Source organism: Nocardia sp. 2TAF39, from assembly GCF_052114905.1.
Taxonomy (GTDB): domain Bacteria; phylum Actinomycetota; class Actinomycetes; order Mycobacteriales; family Mycobacteriaceae; genus Nocardia.
The window spans coordinates 65,613-80,881 of sequence record NZ_JBFRFQ010000025.1; the positions used below are offsets into that span (position 1 = coordinate 65,613).

Below are 15,269 nucleotides of genomic sequence, written 5' to 3' on the forward strand. Positions count from 1 at the left end.
CAACACGCGGCAGGCGATACCAACGTTGGCAAGCGCATCCCCATGACCTCGTGACAAGCTTCTCCAGATAAATTCGCTTACGGGGCGCGCTGGATGTGTCGCTCCGGTCGACCGGGCTAGTGCCTTATATAGGAAGGGCTGTCGAGTGTTCAGACGTATCGTGATCGTCAACCGTGGTGAGGCCGCAATGCGGCTGATTCATGCTGTTCGGGACCTGGCCGCAGAGACCGCGACACCGATCGAAACCGTCGCCCTGCACACCGACGTCGACAGCACTGCCACGTTTGTGCGCGAGGCCGACATCGCCTACGACCTCGGTCCCGCGTCCGAGCGCCCGTACCTCGACTTGAAGGCGCTGGAGCTCGCGCTGGTGGAGACCGGGGCCGACGCCGCGTGGGTCGGCTGGGGTTTCGTGGCGGAGGACCCGGCATTCGCGGAGCTGTGCGAGCGGATTGGAGTGACCTTCGTCGGACCGAGCGCGGAGGCCATGCGCATGCTCGGCGACAAGATCGGTGCGAAGCTGATCGCCGAGGAGGTCGGTGTGCCGGTCGCGCCGTGGAGCCGCGGTGCGGTAGGAACCTTGGAAGCCGCCCTGACCGCGGCGGGCGAGATCGGCTACCCGCTGATGTTGAAGGCGACCGCAGGCGGCGGCGGACGCGGCATTCGCGTGATCACGAACGAGGTCGAACTCGCCGACGCCTACGAGCGCACCAGCCAGGAGGCCGCGCGGGCGTTCGGCAGTGGCGTCGTGTTCCTGGAGCGCCTGATCACCGGTGCCCGGCACGTCGAGGTCCAGGTGATCGCTGACGGCGAAGGCACCGCGTGGGCACTCGGCGTCCGCGACTGCTCCGTGCAGCGGCGCAACCAGAAGGTCATCGAGGAGTCGGCGTCGCCGGTGCTCAGCCCCGCGCAGGCGGCCGAGCTCAAAGCGTCGGCCGAACGGCTTGCCGTCGCGGTCGGTTACCGCGGCGCGGCGACCGTCGAGTTCCTCTACCATCCTGGCGACAAGCAGTTCGCGTTCCTCGAGGTCAATACCCGCCTGCAGGTCGAGCACCCGATCACCGAATGCACAACCGGGTTCGACCTGGTCAAGGCGCAGCTGTGGGTGGCATCCGGTGGCAGGCTCGAAGGTGAGCCGCCGGTGGAGCGCGGGCACGCCATCGAAGCCCGGCTCAACGCCGAAGACCCCGACCGCGACTTCGCGCCCTCCCCGGGCCGCATCGTGCGCTTGGACTTGCCCGCCGGGCCGGGCATCCGCGTGGACACCGGCGTCAGCGAGGGCGACACCATTCCCGCCGACTTCGACTCGATGATCGCCAAGATCATCGCCTACGGCCGCGACCGCGACGAGGCGCTCGGCAGGCTGCGCCGTGCGATGGCGCAGACCACCGTGATCATCGAGGGTGGCGCAACGAACAAGAGCTTCGTGCTCGATCTGCTCGATCAGCCGGAGGTGGTCGACGCCAGCGCCGACACCGGCTGGATCGACCGCGTCCGCGGCGAGGGCAGGTTGGTCTCGCATCAGCACTCTGCCGTCGCACTGGCGGCCGCCGCCATCGAGGCGTACGAGGAGGAGGAACGCGTCGAGCGGCAGCGGCTGCTGTCGACGGCGTTCGGCGGCCGCCCGCAGGTGCAGCACGAGAGCGGACGCCCGCTGGACCTGAAGCTGCGTGGCGTCGGCTACCGCGTGCGCGTTGCGCGGGTCGGCGCGCATCGGTTCCGCGTCGGCGTCGAATCGGGTGGCGACGTACGTGCCGCCGACGTCGAGCTCGAGCGCTTCGACCGGCACACCGGGCGGATCGTCGTCAACGACACCCGATACCGCTTGATCACCGGCACACACGGGCTGATCCACCTGGTCGAGGTGGATGGCGTGACGCACCGGGTCAGCCGCGATGAGGGCGGCGTCCTGCGCTCACCCGCGCCCGCGCTGGTGGTCGCCACGCCGCTGGAGGTCGGCGCGGAGGTCGAGTCGGGCGTGCCGGTGCTTGTGCTGGAGAGCATGAAAATGGAGACGGTGCTGCGGGCGCCGTTCAAGGCGCGGCTGAAGGAATGTGTCGTGTCTGTGGGCAGCCAGGTGGAGACCGGTGCACCGCTGCTGCGACTGGAGCCGCTCGTCGACGACGACACCGAAGCCGAGGATACTTCGGCCGCCGGGTCCGTCGAACTGGACCTGCCCGCCGCGTCCGGGAAGATCACGGCGCAGGAGCGTACCTCGCGCGGCCAGGAGGACTTGCGCAGCCTGCTGCTGGGCTTCGACGTCGACCCGCACGACGAACGCCGGGTGCTCGACGACTACCTCGTCGCACGCCGGGCGGTAGCAGCGGACGGCCGCCGTCCGCTGGCCGAGGAGCTCGAACTCCTCGACGTGTTCGCCGACCTCGCCGAGCTGAGCCGCAACCGGCCTGCGGGCGAGGACATCGGCGGCCATGTGCACAGCGCCCGCGAGTACTTCCACACGTACCTGCAGAGTCTCGACGTCGAGCGGGCCGGGCTGCCGGAGTCGTTCCAGGCCAAGCTTGCCAAGGCGCTCGGGCATTACGGTGTCACCGAGCTGGAGCGTTCTCCCGAGCTCGAAGCCGGGGTGTTCCGGATCTTCCTTGCTCAACAACGCGGGTCCGCCACCGCCACGGTCGTCGCGACATTGCTGCGCGCGTGGCTGCGGGAACCGCTGCCCGACGACACGCTGCGGGAGCCGGCCGGTCTCGCGCTGGAACGGCTGGTGGCCGCAACACAGGTCCGTTACCCAGTGGTCTCCGACCTCGCGCGCGGCGTGGTGTTCGCCTGGTTCGGCCAGCCGCTGCTGCGCCGCAACCGCGCCCGCGTCTATGCCGATGTCCGGAAACATCTGCGCCACTTGGATGCGTACCCGGACACGCCGGACCGCGCCGAGCGCATCGCCGAGATGGTGCGCAGCACCGAGCCGTTGGTGCGGCTGCTCGGTCAGCGGCTTATCCACCACCACCTGGACAACGCGGTCATGCTGGAAGTGCTGACCCGGCGGTACTACGGCAACAAGGGACTTACCGGTGTCCGCACCGCCGAGGACGCGGGCTGCACGTTTGTGGTCGCCGAGCGTGTGGGCTCGCGTGTGGTCTCCTGCGCGGTGAGCTTCGAAGCGCTGGGCAGCGCGCTGCGCGGGCTGGCGGAGCTGGCGAGCGACGGTAACGCCATCGACGCCGACATCTATCTTGCCTGGGAGAAGCAGCCGGAGGACTCCGACGCGATGGCGGCTGCGCTGCACGAGGTCGTCAGAACGCATCCGCTGCCGAACCAGGTGCGCAGACTCACCGCCACCGTCGCGGGCCGCGGCGCCGCGGTGATACACCACCACTTCACCTTCCGCCCGTCGACCGCGGGGATGGCCGAGGAGCGATTGATCCGCGGCCTGCACCCGTACATCGCGGAGCGGATGCAGCTGGAGCGGCTGAGCAAGTTCGACCTCACCCGGCTGCCGTCGTTGGACGAGGAGGTCTACCTCTTCCAGTGCGTGGCGCGGGAGAACCCGTCGGATGACCGCCTCGTCGCGTTCGCGCAGGTTCGCGACCTGACCGGGCTGCGCGAGCACACCGGCAGGCTGATCGCGCTGCCGACGGCCGAGAACACCATCGCCACCTGCGTCGACTCGATCCGCCGCGCGCAGTCGCGGCGACCATCGAAGAAACGCTTCAATACCAACCGGATCGTGGTCTACATCTGGCCGCCGAGCGACCTCACCCGCGCGGAGCTGGAGATGATCGCCGGGCGCGTGCTGCCGACAACCGCAGGTGCAGGTCTGGAGGAGATCCTGTTCATCGCGCGCCAGCGCGACCGGAAGACCGGCGAGCTGATCAAACTCACCGTGCGTATCTCCTTCGACGCGACCGGCGGCACCCAGCTGACCGTCGGCGAGCCGTCGGTCGAGCCGGTCGAGCCGGTCGACGACTACCGACAGAAGGTGCTGCGCGCGAGCAGCCGCAGCACCGTGTACCCATACGAGTTGACGGGCTTGCTCGGCGATTTCGTGGAGCACGATCTCGATGACGACCACGCGCTTGTGCCGGTTGACCGGCCGAAGGGACGCAACACCGCGGCGATCGTCGCGGGCGTGGTCACCACGCCGACCCCGCGGCACCCACAGGGCGTCACCAGGGTCGTGTTGTTCGGCGACCCGACGAAGTCGCTCGGCGCACTGTCGGAACCGGAGTGCCGCCGCGTGATCGCGGCATTGGACCTGGCCGAGCGGATGCAGGTGCCGCTGGAGTGGTACGCGCTGTCCGCCGGCGCCAGGATCTCGATGGAGTCGGGCACGGAGAACATGGACTGGGTGGCGGCGGCGCTCAAGCGGATCGTCGAGTTCACGCAGGACGGCGGCGAGATCAACATCGTGGTCGCGGGGATCAACGTCGGTGCGCAGCCCTACTGGAACGCTGAGGCGACGATGCTCATGCACACCAAGGGCATCCTGGTGATGACGCCGGACTCGGCGATGGTGCTCACCGGCAAGGAGTCACTCGACTTCTCCGGTGGCGTGTCGGCCGAGGACAACCACGGCATCGGCGGCTACGACCGGGTGATGGGCCCGAATGGGCAGGCGCAGTACTGGGCGCCGAACCTGCCCGCTGCGCGCGACGTGCTGATGTCGTACTACGACCACACGTATGTCGCACCAGGGGAGGATGCGCCGAGGCGGGCGAAGACGACCGACCCCGTCGACCGCGACGTCTCCGACTTCCCGCATGCGGTGGTGGGCAGCGACTTCACCACCGTCGGCGAGATCTTCTCCGCTCGAGCGAATCCGGACCGTAAGAAGCCGTTCGATATTCGAACCGTGATGCGGGCGCTCTCCGATCAGGACCACCCGGTGCTGGAACGCTGGGCGGGCATGGCCGACGCGGAGACCGCAGTGGTGCAGGACGTTCATCTCGGTGGCATGCCGGTGTGCCTGCTCGGTATCGAGTCGCAGTCGGTGCCGCGGCGCGGTTTTCCGCCCACCGACGGCCCGGACACCTACACCGCTGGCACGCTGTTCCCGCGGTCATCCAAGAAGGCCGCGCGGGCGATCAACGCGGCCAGCGGGAACCGTCCGCTGGTGGTGTTGGCGAACCTGTCGGGCTTCGACGGGTCCCCGGAGTCGATGCGGAAATTGCAGCTGGAATACGGCGCCGAGATCGGCCGCGCGATCGTGAACTTCCGCGGGCCGATTGTGTTCTGCGTGATCTCGCGGTACCACGGTGGCGCGTTCGTGGTGTTCTCGAAGGCGCTGAACCCGAACATGACCGTGCTCGCGTTGGAAGGCTCGTTCGCCTCGGTACTCGGTGGCGCCCCGGCCGCCGCGGTGGTGTTTTCCGGCGACGTCAACGCCCGCACCGCAGCCGACCCGCGCGTGCGGGACTTGGAGGCACGCGCCGCAATCGCCTCCGGCGCCGACCGCGGCGCGTTGACGGCGGAGCTCGACGAGCTCCGCTCGTCGGTCCGCGCAGAGAAGCTCGGCGAGGTGGCCACGGAGTTCGACCGCGTGCACAACATCCAGCGCGCCGTCGAGGTCGGATCCGTCGACGCCGTCATCCGTGTCGCCGAACTTCGCCCCCGAATCATCGAGGCCATCGAGCGTTAGCCCCAGAACCCACCTGATACCCGATGCCCGCCCACGGACTTCCCGAAGTCCGTGGGCGGGCGGCTCGGCACAACCGTGCCCGCCTTGGTCGTGTTCGGTTTCGGGAGGGAGCTACGCCCGGTGCATACGCGGCGGCTCGGTGGTGGTGATGATGTCAGTGCGAAGACGGTCCGGGCTGGCCGATTGCGTGAGCGCGTTGTACAACCAGTGGTGAGCAGCGCCGACCGTCGGCGCGCCGATGAGCTCACTGGTGAGGCTCCAGTATCGGTGGATGCGGTGGTCGGTGTCGTCCGCGCCGGCCAAGAGCTGCCGCCGGAATTGTGGTGTGTCGCGTTCGCCTCGAGCGGCAGCGTGGGCGTCGACGAACTGGTCCAGTTCGGGGCCGGGCCGAGGCTGCTGGTTCGCGAGGAGCAGGTGACCGGCAGACTCGCAGGCCTGAGCGATTCCGGTGAGCAGTGCCCGCTTGTGGCGGATCCGAGTCTGCTCGGATCGCCAGAGCTGGCGTGAGACCATGGCGCGAAGCACAGGATCGGCGATCAAGGTGGCGAGTTCGGCGTAGGCCACGACCTGGTGTGGTGCCGGATCGTGTGGCAGGTCTGGCACGTTCATCGCGATGAACCCGTCGAACATTTCCGGCGGTATGGGGGTGAGCATGCGTCGCCAGAACGCCACGAGCGAGTTGTGGGCGCTGTGTCGGTCCTGGACTGCGGCAAGCAGTTCCAAGCGGGCGGCCCGCTCGGCAGACGGCGCGTCTTCGACTGCGCGCAGCGAGGCCCGCCGCCATGTCAACACTGCCAGTTCGGTATCGAGCGTCCTGCGTTCGGCGGCGACCGCCTCGGCAAGTGACATCGTGCCGGCGAGCACGTCCATGATAGGGGCCAGGCTCAGACCGAGCGCACGGAGTCGGCGCACCAGCAGGAGCCGATCGATGGCGGTGGCCGGGTCGAATATCCGGTGCCCGCCCGAGGTGCGTCGAGACTCCAGAATCGTTTCGTCGCAATAGAAGCGGATGGTGCGGACCGGAACACCGGTCAGTCGCGACAGTTCCCCGATGCTGACCGAGCCGTCGTCTTGTGTGTTGTCCGTCACGATTGCTGGAACCTCCACCCTGGTGGAGTTCCTACCGTAATGGAACACCCACGGGAGATGGAGCGACGGGAATGGCGAACGACGCAACGATGACCAACGAAGAGATTTGGCGGGCTGTGGCCGACGAGCGGGCAAGCCTGGTCGAACTGCTGGGGACGTTGTCCGAAAATGAGTGGGACCACGGCTCGCTCTGTGCGGGCTGGCGAGTACGTGATGTCGTCGCGCACATCGTTTTGTCCGCACGCCCCAGCGTCAGCTGGATTCTCGTCAACCTGATTCGCGCCCACGGCAACCTGGACCTAGCGATCCGAGACACCGCCATCCGCCACGCCGAGAATATGCCGACCGCGCAGCTGCTCACGGAGCTGAGCGACAGCATCGGCGTTCGGTCGACCGTAATCGGCACCACACCTGCCGATCGGCTGATGGACTTGCTGGTGCACGGCCAAGACATCACGGTTCCACTCGGTATCGCTCGTGAAATGCCCATCGACGCTGCACGATCGGCTCTGCAACGAGTCTGGACCACGGGCGCTCCGTTCAATGCTCGCAAGAAGTTGACCGGGTATCGCCTCGTGGCAACCGACGCGGAATGGACTGCGGGCGAGGGGCTCGCTGTCGAAGGACCCGTCGCCGCGCTGTTACTGCTCGCTACTGGCCGCCGCGTCGCGCGAGGTCTCCTCGCTGGCGAGGGCGCTGCGCGACTGATCGCCGATGGCGATCCCCGATAGCCGGAGTCTGCAGTTCACGGCCGAGGAAGGCCAGCAGGCGCCGGTGGGCCGGGGCGTCGGCCGGGGCGGGGAGTTCGGCGCCGAACGCGAGGAGAAGAACTCCGTCGCGAATCGTCATGTCCGATGTGGCGGGCGCGGCGGCCGAGCTGATTCGCCCGGAGCGCCACTTCCGAGCCCCGGCACACCCTGCGATCTCGAGCGCGGGCGTTCATTTCAGCGGCGTAGTCCCCGAAGTGTGTACCCGCATCGTCGTTCGTAGTCGGTGCGGGACTGGTCGCGGCAGGCACAGGCGATAATGCCGCGTTCCCAGATCAATGCGTACAGATCTTGGGCGGTGAGGTCTTCGCGGATCTTTCCCGCCGCTCGGGCCTCGTGTAGGAGGCGCTGAGCGAACTGGCTTGCGCGTTCGCACAGCGATGTGAGCGGTTCGGAGTCCGGCATCGCGCGAAGCAGCACGTCGTTCACGGCTGGTTCGTCGTACTGCAGCAGCCAGATCCGTTGCAGGTACGCCTCGAAGCGTTCCAGCGGGCTGTCCAGTTCTTCGATGTCGGCGATGATCTGGTCGATCCGGTCGGCGACGATCTCCTCCACGACGGCGTCGATCAACTTCTGCCTGCCTCCGAAGTGGTGGTAGATCGTCCCTTTGCTGACGCCGGCTGCGCGCGCGACGTCGTCCAGTGGTGTGGTCAAGCCACGGGCACGGAAGACGGTGACGGCGGCTGTGCGGATGTCCTCACGGTTGCGTCGGGCATCGGCACGCAGCCGCCTCGGCGGGCTCACAGCCATGCTTACCCCTTTGCTTGTGCTCCAGCGGGCGTGGTCAGCGCGGCCCAGGCGGTGTTCAGCGCCTGGAGGAAGCCTTCGACCGGCTGCGCACCCGACACAGCGTACTGGCCTGCGAAGACGAAGAATGGTACTCCGCTGATGCCCATCTGCTGGGCCAGGGCGATGTCGGCGTCGACCTCGTCGGCGAACGCGCCGCTGCGCAGCGCCTCCAACGCCTCGTTGCGGTCCAGGCCGACCTCAGCGGCGAGCTCGGCGAGCACGTCGTGGTCGCCGACATGGTGGCCGTCGGTGAAGTAGGCGCGGAAGAGCTGCTGGACCATCTCGTGTTGGCGCCCTTTGTCGGCCGCGAAGTGCATGAGCCGGTGTGCGGTGTAGGTGTTCGTCGCGATCGCCCGGTCGAACCGGTACTCCAGACCGAGCTGCGCGCCACGGGCGGCGACCTGAGCGTTCATTGCCTCGGCCTGCTCACGCGGAAAGCCCCGTTCCCGCACCAGCAGTTCGTTGAGGTCGATGGCGTCGGCGGGCAGCTGTGGCATCAGTTGATAGCTGTGGTAGCGGATCTCCACCGACTGCTTGTGCTCGAACCGGTCGATCGCCTGCATCAGAAGGGCATCGCCCATGTAGCAGAACGGGCACATGACATCGCTCCACACATCGACCACAAGCGGGTCGGTGTGGATACCGGACGCTTCACCAGCCATCAGCAGCACTTCCCATCCAGCCCGCACACGCCGAAGCTGCCCTTGGCGGGAATCAGCACCATCGGCGCCGACTCGGCCGCCAGCTCTACAGGTGCCTCTTCAGACGCCTGCGGCGCCTTCCCGTCTCGTTGTCGAGATTCCGGGATCGTCATTTCGAGGAATTTTCTTGACTCCATAGTCAAGAAATATCCCTCAATTTGACTATTGCGTCAAGTTGCAGCGCGGTTCGGCGAGGGGGCGCGGAGTGGCAAGGAACTTGCCCAGTGCGGGCAGGCCATGTTGTCAGCAGCGAGCCGGCCGAACGCGGCATTGCAGCAGGCCGGCCTCACACTGGGGCGCAGTCCTCAGCCCACCGCTTTCTTCACGAGCTCGCCGATCCTCGTCTCGTCGGCGGCGGTCAACTTCGTCAGAGCGAAAGCAGTCGGCCACATGGCGCCGTCGTCGAGGTTTGCCATGTCGCTGAAGCCGAACGTTGCGTACCGAGATTTGAACTTCTCCGCGCTTTGGAAGAAGCGCACGACCTTGCCGCCCTTGGCGTATGCAGGCATGCCGTACCAGAGTTTCGGCGAGAGGTCCGGTGCGCTGGCTCTGACGACGGCATGGAGCCGTTCGGCCATAACGCGATCGGATTCCGCCATCTCGGCGATCTTCGCGAGCACGTCCTTCTCCCCGTCCGCCTTGGCGGTGCGCGAGCCACGGCGGGCGGCCGTCTTCAGCTCCTGGGCGTGCTCTTTCATCGCGGCGCGTTCTTCGTTCGTGAATCCGACCGCGGTCTTGTTCTTCGCGGTGGTGCGTGTGGCGGACTTCTGAGCATTCATCAGCCGGTTCCTCCGTGTCAGTGTTGAGGGGGCGATGGCGGTCACTGTAATGACAATGACCAGCCAGCGGTGGATCTGCCGAATCCAGTTGTTCCAGGTCAATGGGACTTCCCTGAGAAGGATGAGCACGTTGACGCCGAGCATGGCAGCGGGGGGTTCGTACTCATCGGTCCTGAATCAGCCCGAGGACATTGCCATCGGCGTCGGTCACGGTGGCCACCAGGCGGCCGCCACCGACGTCGTGCGCGGCCTCTTTCACGGTGGCTCCCGCGGCGGTGATCTCGGCCAGCTTCGCCTCGATGTCCGGCACGTGCCAGTAGGCCACCGGTGCGGTCATACCCTGCGGGCCACCACCCGGCACCAGGCCGATGTGCTGGCCCTCGATCTCGAAGCCGATGTAGTAGGACGAGTCGGTCTGTGGCGGTACGCCGAGCAGGGCAGAGTACACCGCCTTGGCTTCCGCCAGGTCGGACACGGGATGCAGCACGGTCTTGATTCCCAGGGTGGGAGAGCTGGTCATGATCACTCCTGAAGTCGTGGGTCACATCGACCCGGTTTGTCCGTCTGTTGCGACGAACCGGAAGTGCTCACAGCATCTCTTCCCGCGTGACCGACCCGCATCCGTGGCGACCACGGAACCGTCCACTGATCAGGGCACGGATCGCGTACGGCAGGAACCGTGCTGCCGGATCTATACCCCGCACCTTGCCGTTGTGCGTCGCAGGTGCGGGCATTGGCGCCCACCACGGAAACCAACCGAACAGTATGAGCGGGAAGCGGATACGGCAGAATAGTGCCCATGGCGGCGACGGTGGAGGTCTCGGCTCGGGAAGCCGAGGTGCTGGCGCTGGTGGGGGAGCATCTCAGCAACGCCGAGATCGGTGCGCGACTGTTCATCTCGGTACGCACTGTGGAGAGCCATGTCTCCTCTCTCCTGCGCAAGCTGGAGGTTCCGGATCGGCGAGCGCTTGCTCAGCGGGCGTCCGAGTTCGCGCGCGCCGACCGGTCGCACCCGGCACCGGTCCTGCCGACACCGCTGACCTCGTTCATCGGCCGGATGCGGGAGCGGGCCGAACTGACCGAGATGATCAAAAAGCATCGGCAGGTGACCGCGATCGGCCCCGGCGGAGTGGGCAAGACCCGTCTCGCGTTGACAGTCGCCACGGAGGCAGCCGGTGAGTACTCCGACGGAGTGTGGTTCGTCGACCTGGTACCGATCACCAGCCCGGACATATGCGTGGTCGCCGGTACGGTCGCCCTTGCACTCGGCCTCGGCGAGCAGCCTGGCCGTGGCATGGAGGAGTCGGTACCGGCCGCGCTGGCCGACCGTCACGCCTTGCTGGTGCTGGACAACTGCGAACACGTGCGAGATGGGGTGGCACCTTTCATCGAACGGCTGCTCGCGACGTGCCCTCGATTGACGGTGCTGGCGACCAGCCGGGCCAGGCTGATGGTGCCGTTCGAACGGGTCTACACGGTCCCGCCGATGTCGTTGGCCGGCGATGGTGAATCGGATGCGGTCTCGTTGTTCATGGACCGCGCGGCAGCGGTCGGCTGGCCGCCGAATCACGCGCTGCGTGACCAAGTTGCCGAGTTCTGCGAGCGGCTGGATGGAGTGGCGCTGGCGATCGAGCTGGCCGCCGCGCGCTGGATCACGCTTGGGCTGGATGGCCTCACCGCCGGTCTGTCCGACCAGCTCCAGATGCTCGCCGGCGGCGCGCGCACCGACGACCGGCACCGCTCGGTGCGAGCAGCGCTGGACTGGAGCCACGCCCTGCTGGAGCCGGACGATCGAGTGCTCCTGCGGCGGGTGTCGGTGTTCATGAAGTCGTTTACCATTGCGGCGGCGGCGGAGGTGGCCGCGTCCGAGGGAGGTGTTGTCGCTATCGGACTGGCCCGACTCGTCGAGCAGAGCCTGCTGGTGGTGACGGCGTCCCCGAGCGGAACCGAATACCGGGCGCTGGAAACCATCCGCCAGTACGGGATGGAGCGGCTCACCGAGGCCGGCGAGCTGGTCGACGCCCGGTCTCGGCACCTTCGCTGGTGCTTGGCCGAGGCCGCTGACTTGGCGGTGGTGCGAGCGGACTGGCGGGCACGATTCGACGCGGTGGCCGACGACTTCCGCTCCGCGATGGTGTGGGCGGCCGACCGGCCAGAGCAGCACGCGGACGCGTACCGCTTTGCCCGGTACCTGGCGGACCTGACCTTCACCCGTCACCTGACCGGCGAGTCCCAGATGCGCTATGAGCAGGCGGCCGCGCTCGCAGATGACCCAGCCGCCACCGCAGCGCTGCTGAGGCACGCCGCGGCCGCGGCCGGATGCCAGATGCGTGGCGACGATATGTACCGCCTGCACCGTGCGGCCGCGGCCGCCGCCCGCCGCGCCGGAGACACCGCCGGCGCCGCCGCCGACCTGGCGACCGCCGCCACCAACGCGTACCGGTTTTCGAGCAAGTTTGTACGCAACCTGCCACCGGAGGAGGCGATGGCGCTCATCACCGAGGCGCGGGAGCTGGCCGGCGATGACCCGGCCGCCCGGGCCGCGGTAGCGCTGGCCGAGGCTGGCAGAGCGCTCACCGACGCGTTCGGCGCCGTCCAGGGCCGACCCGACAACGCCGTACCGGAGACGATCGCGCGCGCCGAACGGGCAGTCGAACTCGCTCACCGCACCGGCGACCCGCTCGCCGAGTCCGCCGCCCTCGATACCCTCACCGGCGCCCAGGGCTGGGCCGGCGACACATTCGCCGCCGCGGCCACGGCACGGCGCCGGATCGCGCTGCTCTCGTCCACATCGGACACTCCGGCAGGCACCCACGAGCTGATCGACGCGCTCGGTGAGGCCACCGAGGCCGGGCTCGGCGTCGGGGACTTGCTGGGTGCCCGCCGGTGGGCAGGGCAACTTGCGGATCATCCGTTGCTGGCCGAGGTCGGCCATCGTGCCACGTGTTGGCTGCTGGTGGTCGACGCGTTGGCGGGCAACGTCGATGAGGTACTCACGCACAGCGTCCGGTTCCTCGAGGCGTGGCAGCGGGCCGGCAGCCCCGCCAGATCGATCCTCGGTGCCGCAGTGGCTGGCGTGAGACTGATTCATGGTCTCCGCGACGACCATGATGCCCGGTGCGAATGGAACGCGGTCCTGAATCGGCTCGGCACCCCACCGGGACATGCCTACGGCTACGAAGCGGTCTTCGACGCGATGCTGATGCTCCACAATGGACAGGCAAGGGAGGCGCTGGAACGTATGGCGCCGGAGCCCGGCGAGGTGTGGAGATGGGTCACGTGGATCTGGCTTCACTGGTATGTGGCGCTGCGCGCCGAAGCCGCCGTGCTCGCTGGGAGCTCCGATGCCGCCGGCCGCCTTGCCGAGGGCCGGACCATCGTGGCCGGGAACCCCATCGCCGGTGCCATTGTGGACCGGGCCGAAGCGCTGCTCGCCAAGGACCAGGAGCGGCTGCTTGCCACGGCGGATGTGTTCGATGCCGCCGGTTGCCGCTACCAGTCGGCGCGGACCAGGGTGCTCGCCGGCGGCGACCATGCTGCCCGCGGCGCGGCGGCGCTCGCTGATCTCGGCCTCACCCCGATGACCCCGCCCTGGTACTCCGGCTGAAACTCACGCCAGCGTCAACTGCCTCGAAGTACTACGCGAACCGCGCCGAAGTGCGGATTGGCTGCGGTGGGGCTATTTTCAGACAACACAGGATGAGGCATCAACGTTTCACATCACCCGATGGAGGGCAATGTTGCGAATCCTTTTGGTCGCCGATGCATTCAACAGCCTCACTCAGCGCGTCCACACCGAATTACGTGCCCGCGACCACCTCGTTGGTGTGGCACTGGCACTCGGCGACGACCTGCTACGCGGGCGGGTCGCGGCCTTCCGGCCGGAACTGATCCTCGCGCCCATGCTCACCACGGCGATCCCGAAGGACATCTGGTCCGCGCACACGGTGCTGATCGTGCATCCAGGACCGAAAGGCGACCGCGGACCCTCATCCCTCGACTGGGCCATTTACGAGGGAAAACACGAGTGGGGCGTCACAGTGCTCCAGGCGGTCGAGGAGATGGATGCAGGACCCATCTGGGCCTCGGTGCCGTTCACCCTCGCACCCTGCGGCAAAAGCGAGCTGTACCGCAACGAGGTCGCCGACGCCGCTGCGCGGGCCGTGCTGCTCGCGGTTGACCGATTCGCCGGCGGCCGGTTCGAGCCAGAGCCGCTGGACTACCGCCGACCGGACGTCCGGGGACAGGTGCGGCCCTATCACGGTCAGTGGATCCGCCGGATCGACTGGTCAGCCGACGATACAGCGGTTGTGCTACGGAAGTTGCGCGCCGCCGATTCTCAACCGGGCGTTCTGGACGAGCTGTACGGGCGGGAGTACTACCTACACGGCGGCCACGGCGAGGATCGACTGCGTGGTGTCCCGGGCACCGTGCTCGCTATCCGTGACGGCGCGATTTGCCGGGCCACCGTCGATGGCGCGGTGTGGGTGCCGCAGCTACGTCCCCGTCGTGTGATGGGGGGTCCACCGACGTTCAAGCGGCCCGCCACCGATGCGCTCGGGCTCGACTTGCCGACAACAATCCCGGAGGTACCCGTCACACCTGCCTCGGCTGCCTTCCGGGACACCTGGTCCGAGCTGCGCTACCGGGAAGAGGGCACCGTCGGATACCTCGAGTTCTCCTTTCCCGGCGGCGCGATGAGTACCCGCCAATGCCGTAGCCTGCTGGCGGCGTTCCAGCAGGCAGGTGCACGGCCGATCGACGTGCTCGTGCTCGGTCCAGCCCGAGACTTCTTCTCCAACGGCATCCACCTCAACGTGATCGAGGCGGCCGACGACCCGGCCGAGGAGTCCTGGCTCAACATCAACGCCATGAACGACTTGGTGGAGGCAATACTCACCACCACGGACAAGCTCGTGATCTCGGCCTTGGCGGGAAATGCGGCGGCAGGTGGGGTGATGCTGGCGCTGGCCGCAGATGAGGTCTGGTGTCGTGAGTCGGTCGTGTTGAACCCGCACTACCGGCTGATGGGCCTGCACGGCTCGGAGTATTGGACCTACACACTGCCCCAACGCGTCGGCGCGACCGAGGCTGAGCGTTTGACGCGAGAGGCCCTTCCGGTTGGCGCCCGAGAAGCCGCCGCGCTCGGCCTGGTGGATCGCGTCCTACCCGGCAGCGCCGAGACCTTCTGGATCTCGATACGGCGTGCGGCGGCAGGACTGGCTGGCAGTCCGGAGCTGGTGAGCCGCCTGGTGACGAAGCAGAATCGCCGAGCCGCAGACGAGGTAGCCAAACCGTTGGCCGACTACCGCAGCGAGGAGTTGGCCACTATGCGCCACAACTTCCTCAGCGCAGGTGAGACGTACCATGAGCGGAGGCGAAACTTCGTGCAGAAGGTGCGTCCTACCCGGACACCGCCGCACCTGCTCAGCTCACCCAAGGCCCGGTGATGAGACGATTTGGCCATAGCTCCGCGCCTTGCGGCCGGAGCGTCACGGGCTTTGGCGCAGCAGATCGGTGTTCGGGAGTCACCAGCAGCGAGCGCGAC

The 15,269-nt window shown here is 67.6% G+C and carries 11 protein-coding genes; 4 read left to right on the forward strand and 7 right to left on the reverse strand.

Annotated elements, in window-relative coordinates; genetic code table 11:
- Positions 1–145 precede the first annotated feature (145 nt).
- A complete protein-coding gene (locus AB4Z47_RS17550) occupies positions 146–5,596 on the forward strand; it encodes an ATP-binding protein (protein WP_441952016.1) in 5,451 nt (1,816 codons plus the stop codon).
- Positions 5,597–5,707: 111 nt separating this feature from the next.
- Here the strand turns inward: AB4Z47_RS17550 and AB4Z47_RS17555 are convergent, their stop codons facing one another.
- A complete protein-coding gene (locus AB4Z47_RS17555) occupies positions 5,708–6,685 on the reverse strand; it encodes a MerR family transcriptional regulator (protein WP_441952018.1) in 978 nt (325 codons plus the stop codon).
- A 71-nt stretch (positions 6,686–6,756) separates the two neighbouring features.
- Between AB4Z47_RS17555 and AB4Z47_RS17560 the strand changes: the two genes are divergently transcribed.
- On the forward strand, positions 6,757–7,416 hold the full coding sequence (locus tag AB4Z47_RS17560) for a maleylpyruvate isomerase family mycothiol-dependent enzyme (protein ID WP_441952020.1): 660 nt from the start codon (positions 6,757–6,759) through the stop codon (positions 7,414–7,416).
- 213 nt (positions 7,417–7,629) lie between these two features.
- On the opposite strand, the gene AB4Z47_RS17565 is transcribed toward AB4Z47_RS17560, so the two are convergent.
- The 6 genes from AB4Z47_RS17565 to AB4Z47_RS17590 all read right to left on the reverse strand — a co-directional run bounded on the left by AB4Z47_RS17565 (position 7,630) and on the right by AB4Z47_RS17590 (position 10,455).
- Complete coding sequence (locus AB4Z47_RS17565) at positions 7,630–8,202, reverse strand: TetR/AcrR family transcriptional regulator (RefSeq protein ID WP_441952022.1); 573 nt, start codon at positions 8,200–8,202, stop codon at positions 7,630–7,632.
- 2 nt (positions 8,203–8,204) lie between these two features.
- The gene (locus AB4Z47_RS17570) at positions 8,205–8,903 is read right to left on the reverse strand and encodes a DsbA family oxidoreductase (protein ID WP_441952023.1); all 699 of its coding nucleotides are present in this window, start codon (positions 8,901–8,903) and stop codon (positions 8,205–8,207) included.
- Positions 8,903–9,079, reverse strand: a complete 177-nt coding sequence (locus AB4Z47_RS17575) for a hypothetical protein (protein ID WP_441952024.1) — start codon at positions 9,077–9,079, stop codon at positions 8,903–8,905. Before AB4Z47_RS17575 ends, AB4Z47_RS17570 begins: the two co-directional genes overlap by 1 nt.
- A gap of 168 nt (positions 9,080–9,247) precedes the next feature.
- Positions 9,248–9,865, reverse strand: coding sequence for an iron chaperone (locus AB4Z47_RS17580; protein WP_441952025.1), 618 nt, complete (start codon positions 9,863–9,865; stop codon positions 9,248–9,250).
- Positions 9,866–9,884: 19 nt separating this feature from the next.
- Positions 9,885–10,241 carry a VOC family protein gene (locus tag AB4Z47_RS17585; protein WP_441952027.1) on the reverse strand — a complete coding sequence of 119 codons (357 nt, stop codon included), beginning with the start codon at positions 10,239–10,241 and terminating at the stop codon, positions 9,885–9,887.
- Positions 10,242–10,308: 67 nt separating this feature from the next.
- On the reverse strand, positions 10,309–10,455 hold the full coding sequence (locus tag AB4Z47_RS17590) for a hypothetical protein (protein ID WP_441952029.1): 147 nt from the start codon (positions 10,453–10,455) through the stop codon (positions 10,309–10,311).
- Positions 10,456–10,520: 65 nt separating this feature from the next.
- Here AB4Z47_RS17590 and AB4Z47_RS17595 point away from each other — a divergent pair, with 65 nt between their 5' ends.
- Complete coding sequence (locus AB4Z47_RS17595; RefSeq protein WP_441952031.1) at positions 10,521–13,328, forward strand: ATP-binding protein; 2,808 nt, start codon at positions 10,521–10,523, stop codon at positions 13,326–13,328.
- 130 nt (positions 13,329–13,458) lie between these two features.
- Positions 13,459–15,171: an enoyl-CoA hydratase-related protein gene (locus AB4Z47_RS17600; RefSeq protein ID WP_441952033.1), complete on the forward strand. Its 1,713-nt coding sequence runs from the start codon at positions 13,459–13,461 to the stop codon at positions 15,169–15,171.
- Positions 15,172–15,269: the final 98 nt, after the last annotated feature.

Excerpts from the sequence above, each read along its gene's own strand:
- AB4Z47_RS17585 (WP_441952027.1), bottom strand. The coding sequence starts at position 10,241 with ATGACCAGCTCTCCCACCCTGGGAATCAAGACCGTGCTGCATCCCGTG.
- AB4Z47_RS17600 (WP_441952033.1), top strand. The coding sequence starts at position 13,459 with ATGTTGCGAATCCTTTTGGTCGCCGATGCATTCAACAGCCTCACTCAG.
- AB4Z47_RS17580 (WP_441952025.1), bottom strand. The coding sequence starts at position 9,865 with ATGCTCGGCGTCAACGTGCTCATCCTTCTCAGGGAAGTCCCATTGACC.
- AB4Z47_RS17570 (WP_441952023.1), bottom strand. The coding sequence starts at position 8,903 with ATGGCTGGTGAAGCGTCCGGTATCCACACCGACCCGCTTGTGGTCGAT.
- AB4Z47_RS17560 (WP_441952020.1), top strand. The coding sequence starts at position 6,757 with ATGGCGAACGACGCAACGATGACCAACGAAGAGATTTGGCGGGCTGTG.
- AB4Z47_RS17565 (WP_441952022.1), bottom strand. The coding sequence starts at position 8,202 with ATGGCTGTGAGCCCGCCGAGGCGGCTGCGTGCCGATGCCCGACGCAAC.
- AB4Z47_RS17590 (WP_441952029.1), bottom strand. The coding sequence starts at position 10,455 with ATGCCCGCACCTGCGACGCACAACGGCAAGGTGCGGGGTATAGATCCG.
- AB4Z47_RS17575 (WP_441952024.1), bottom strand. The coding sequence starts at position 9,079 with ATGGAGTCAAGAAAATTCCTCGAAATGACGATCCCGGAATCTCGACAA.
- AB4Z47_RS17595 (WP_441952031.1), top strand. The coding sequence starts at position 10,521 with ATGGCGGCGACGGTGGAGGTCTCGGCTCGGGAAGCCGAGGTGCTGGCG.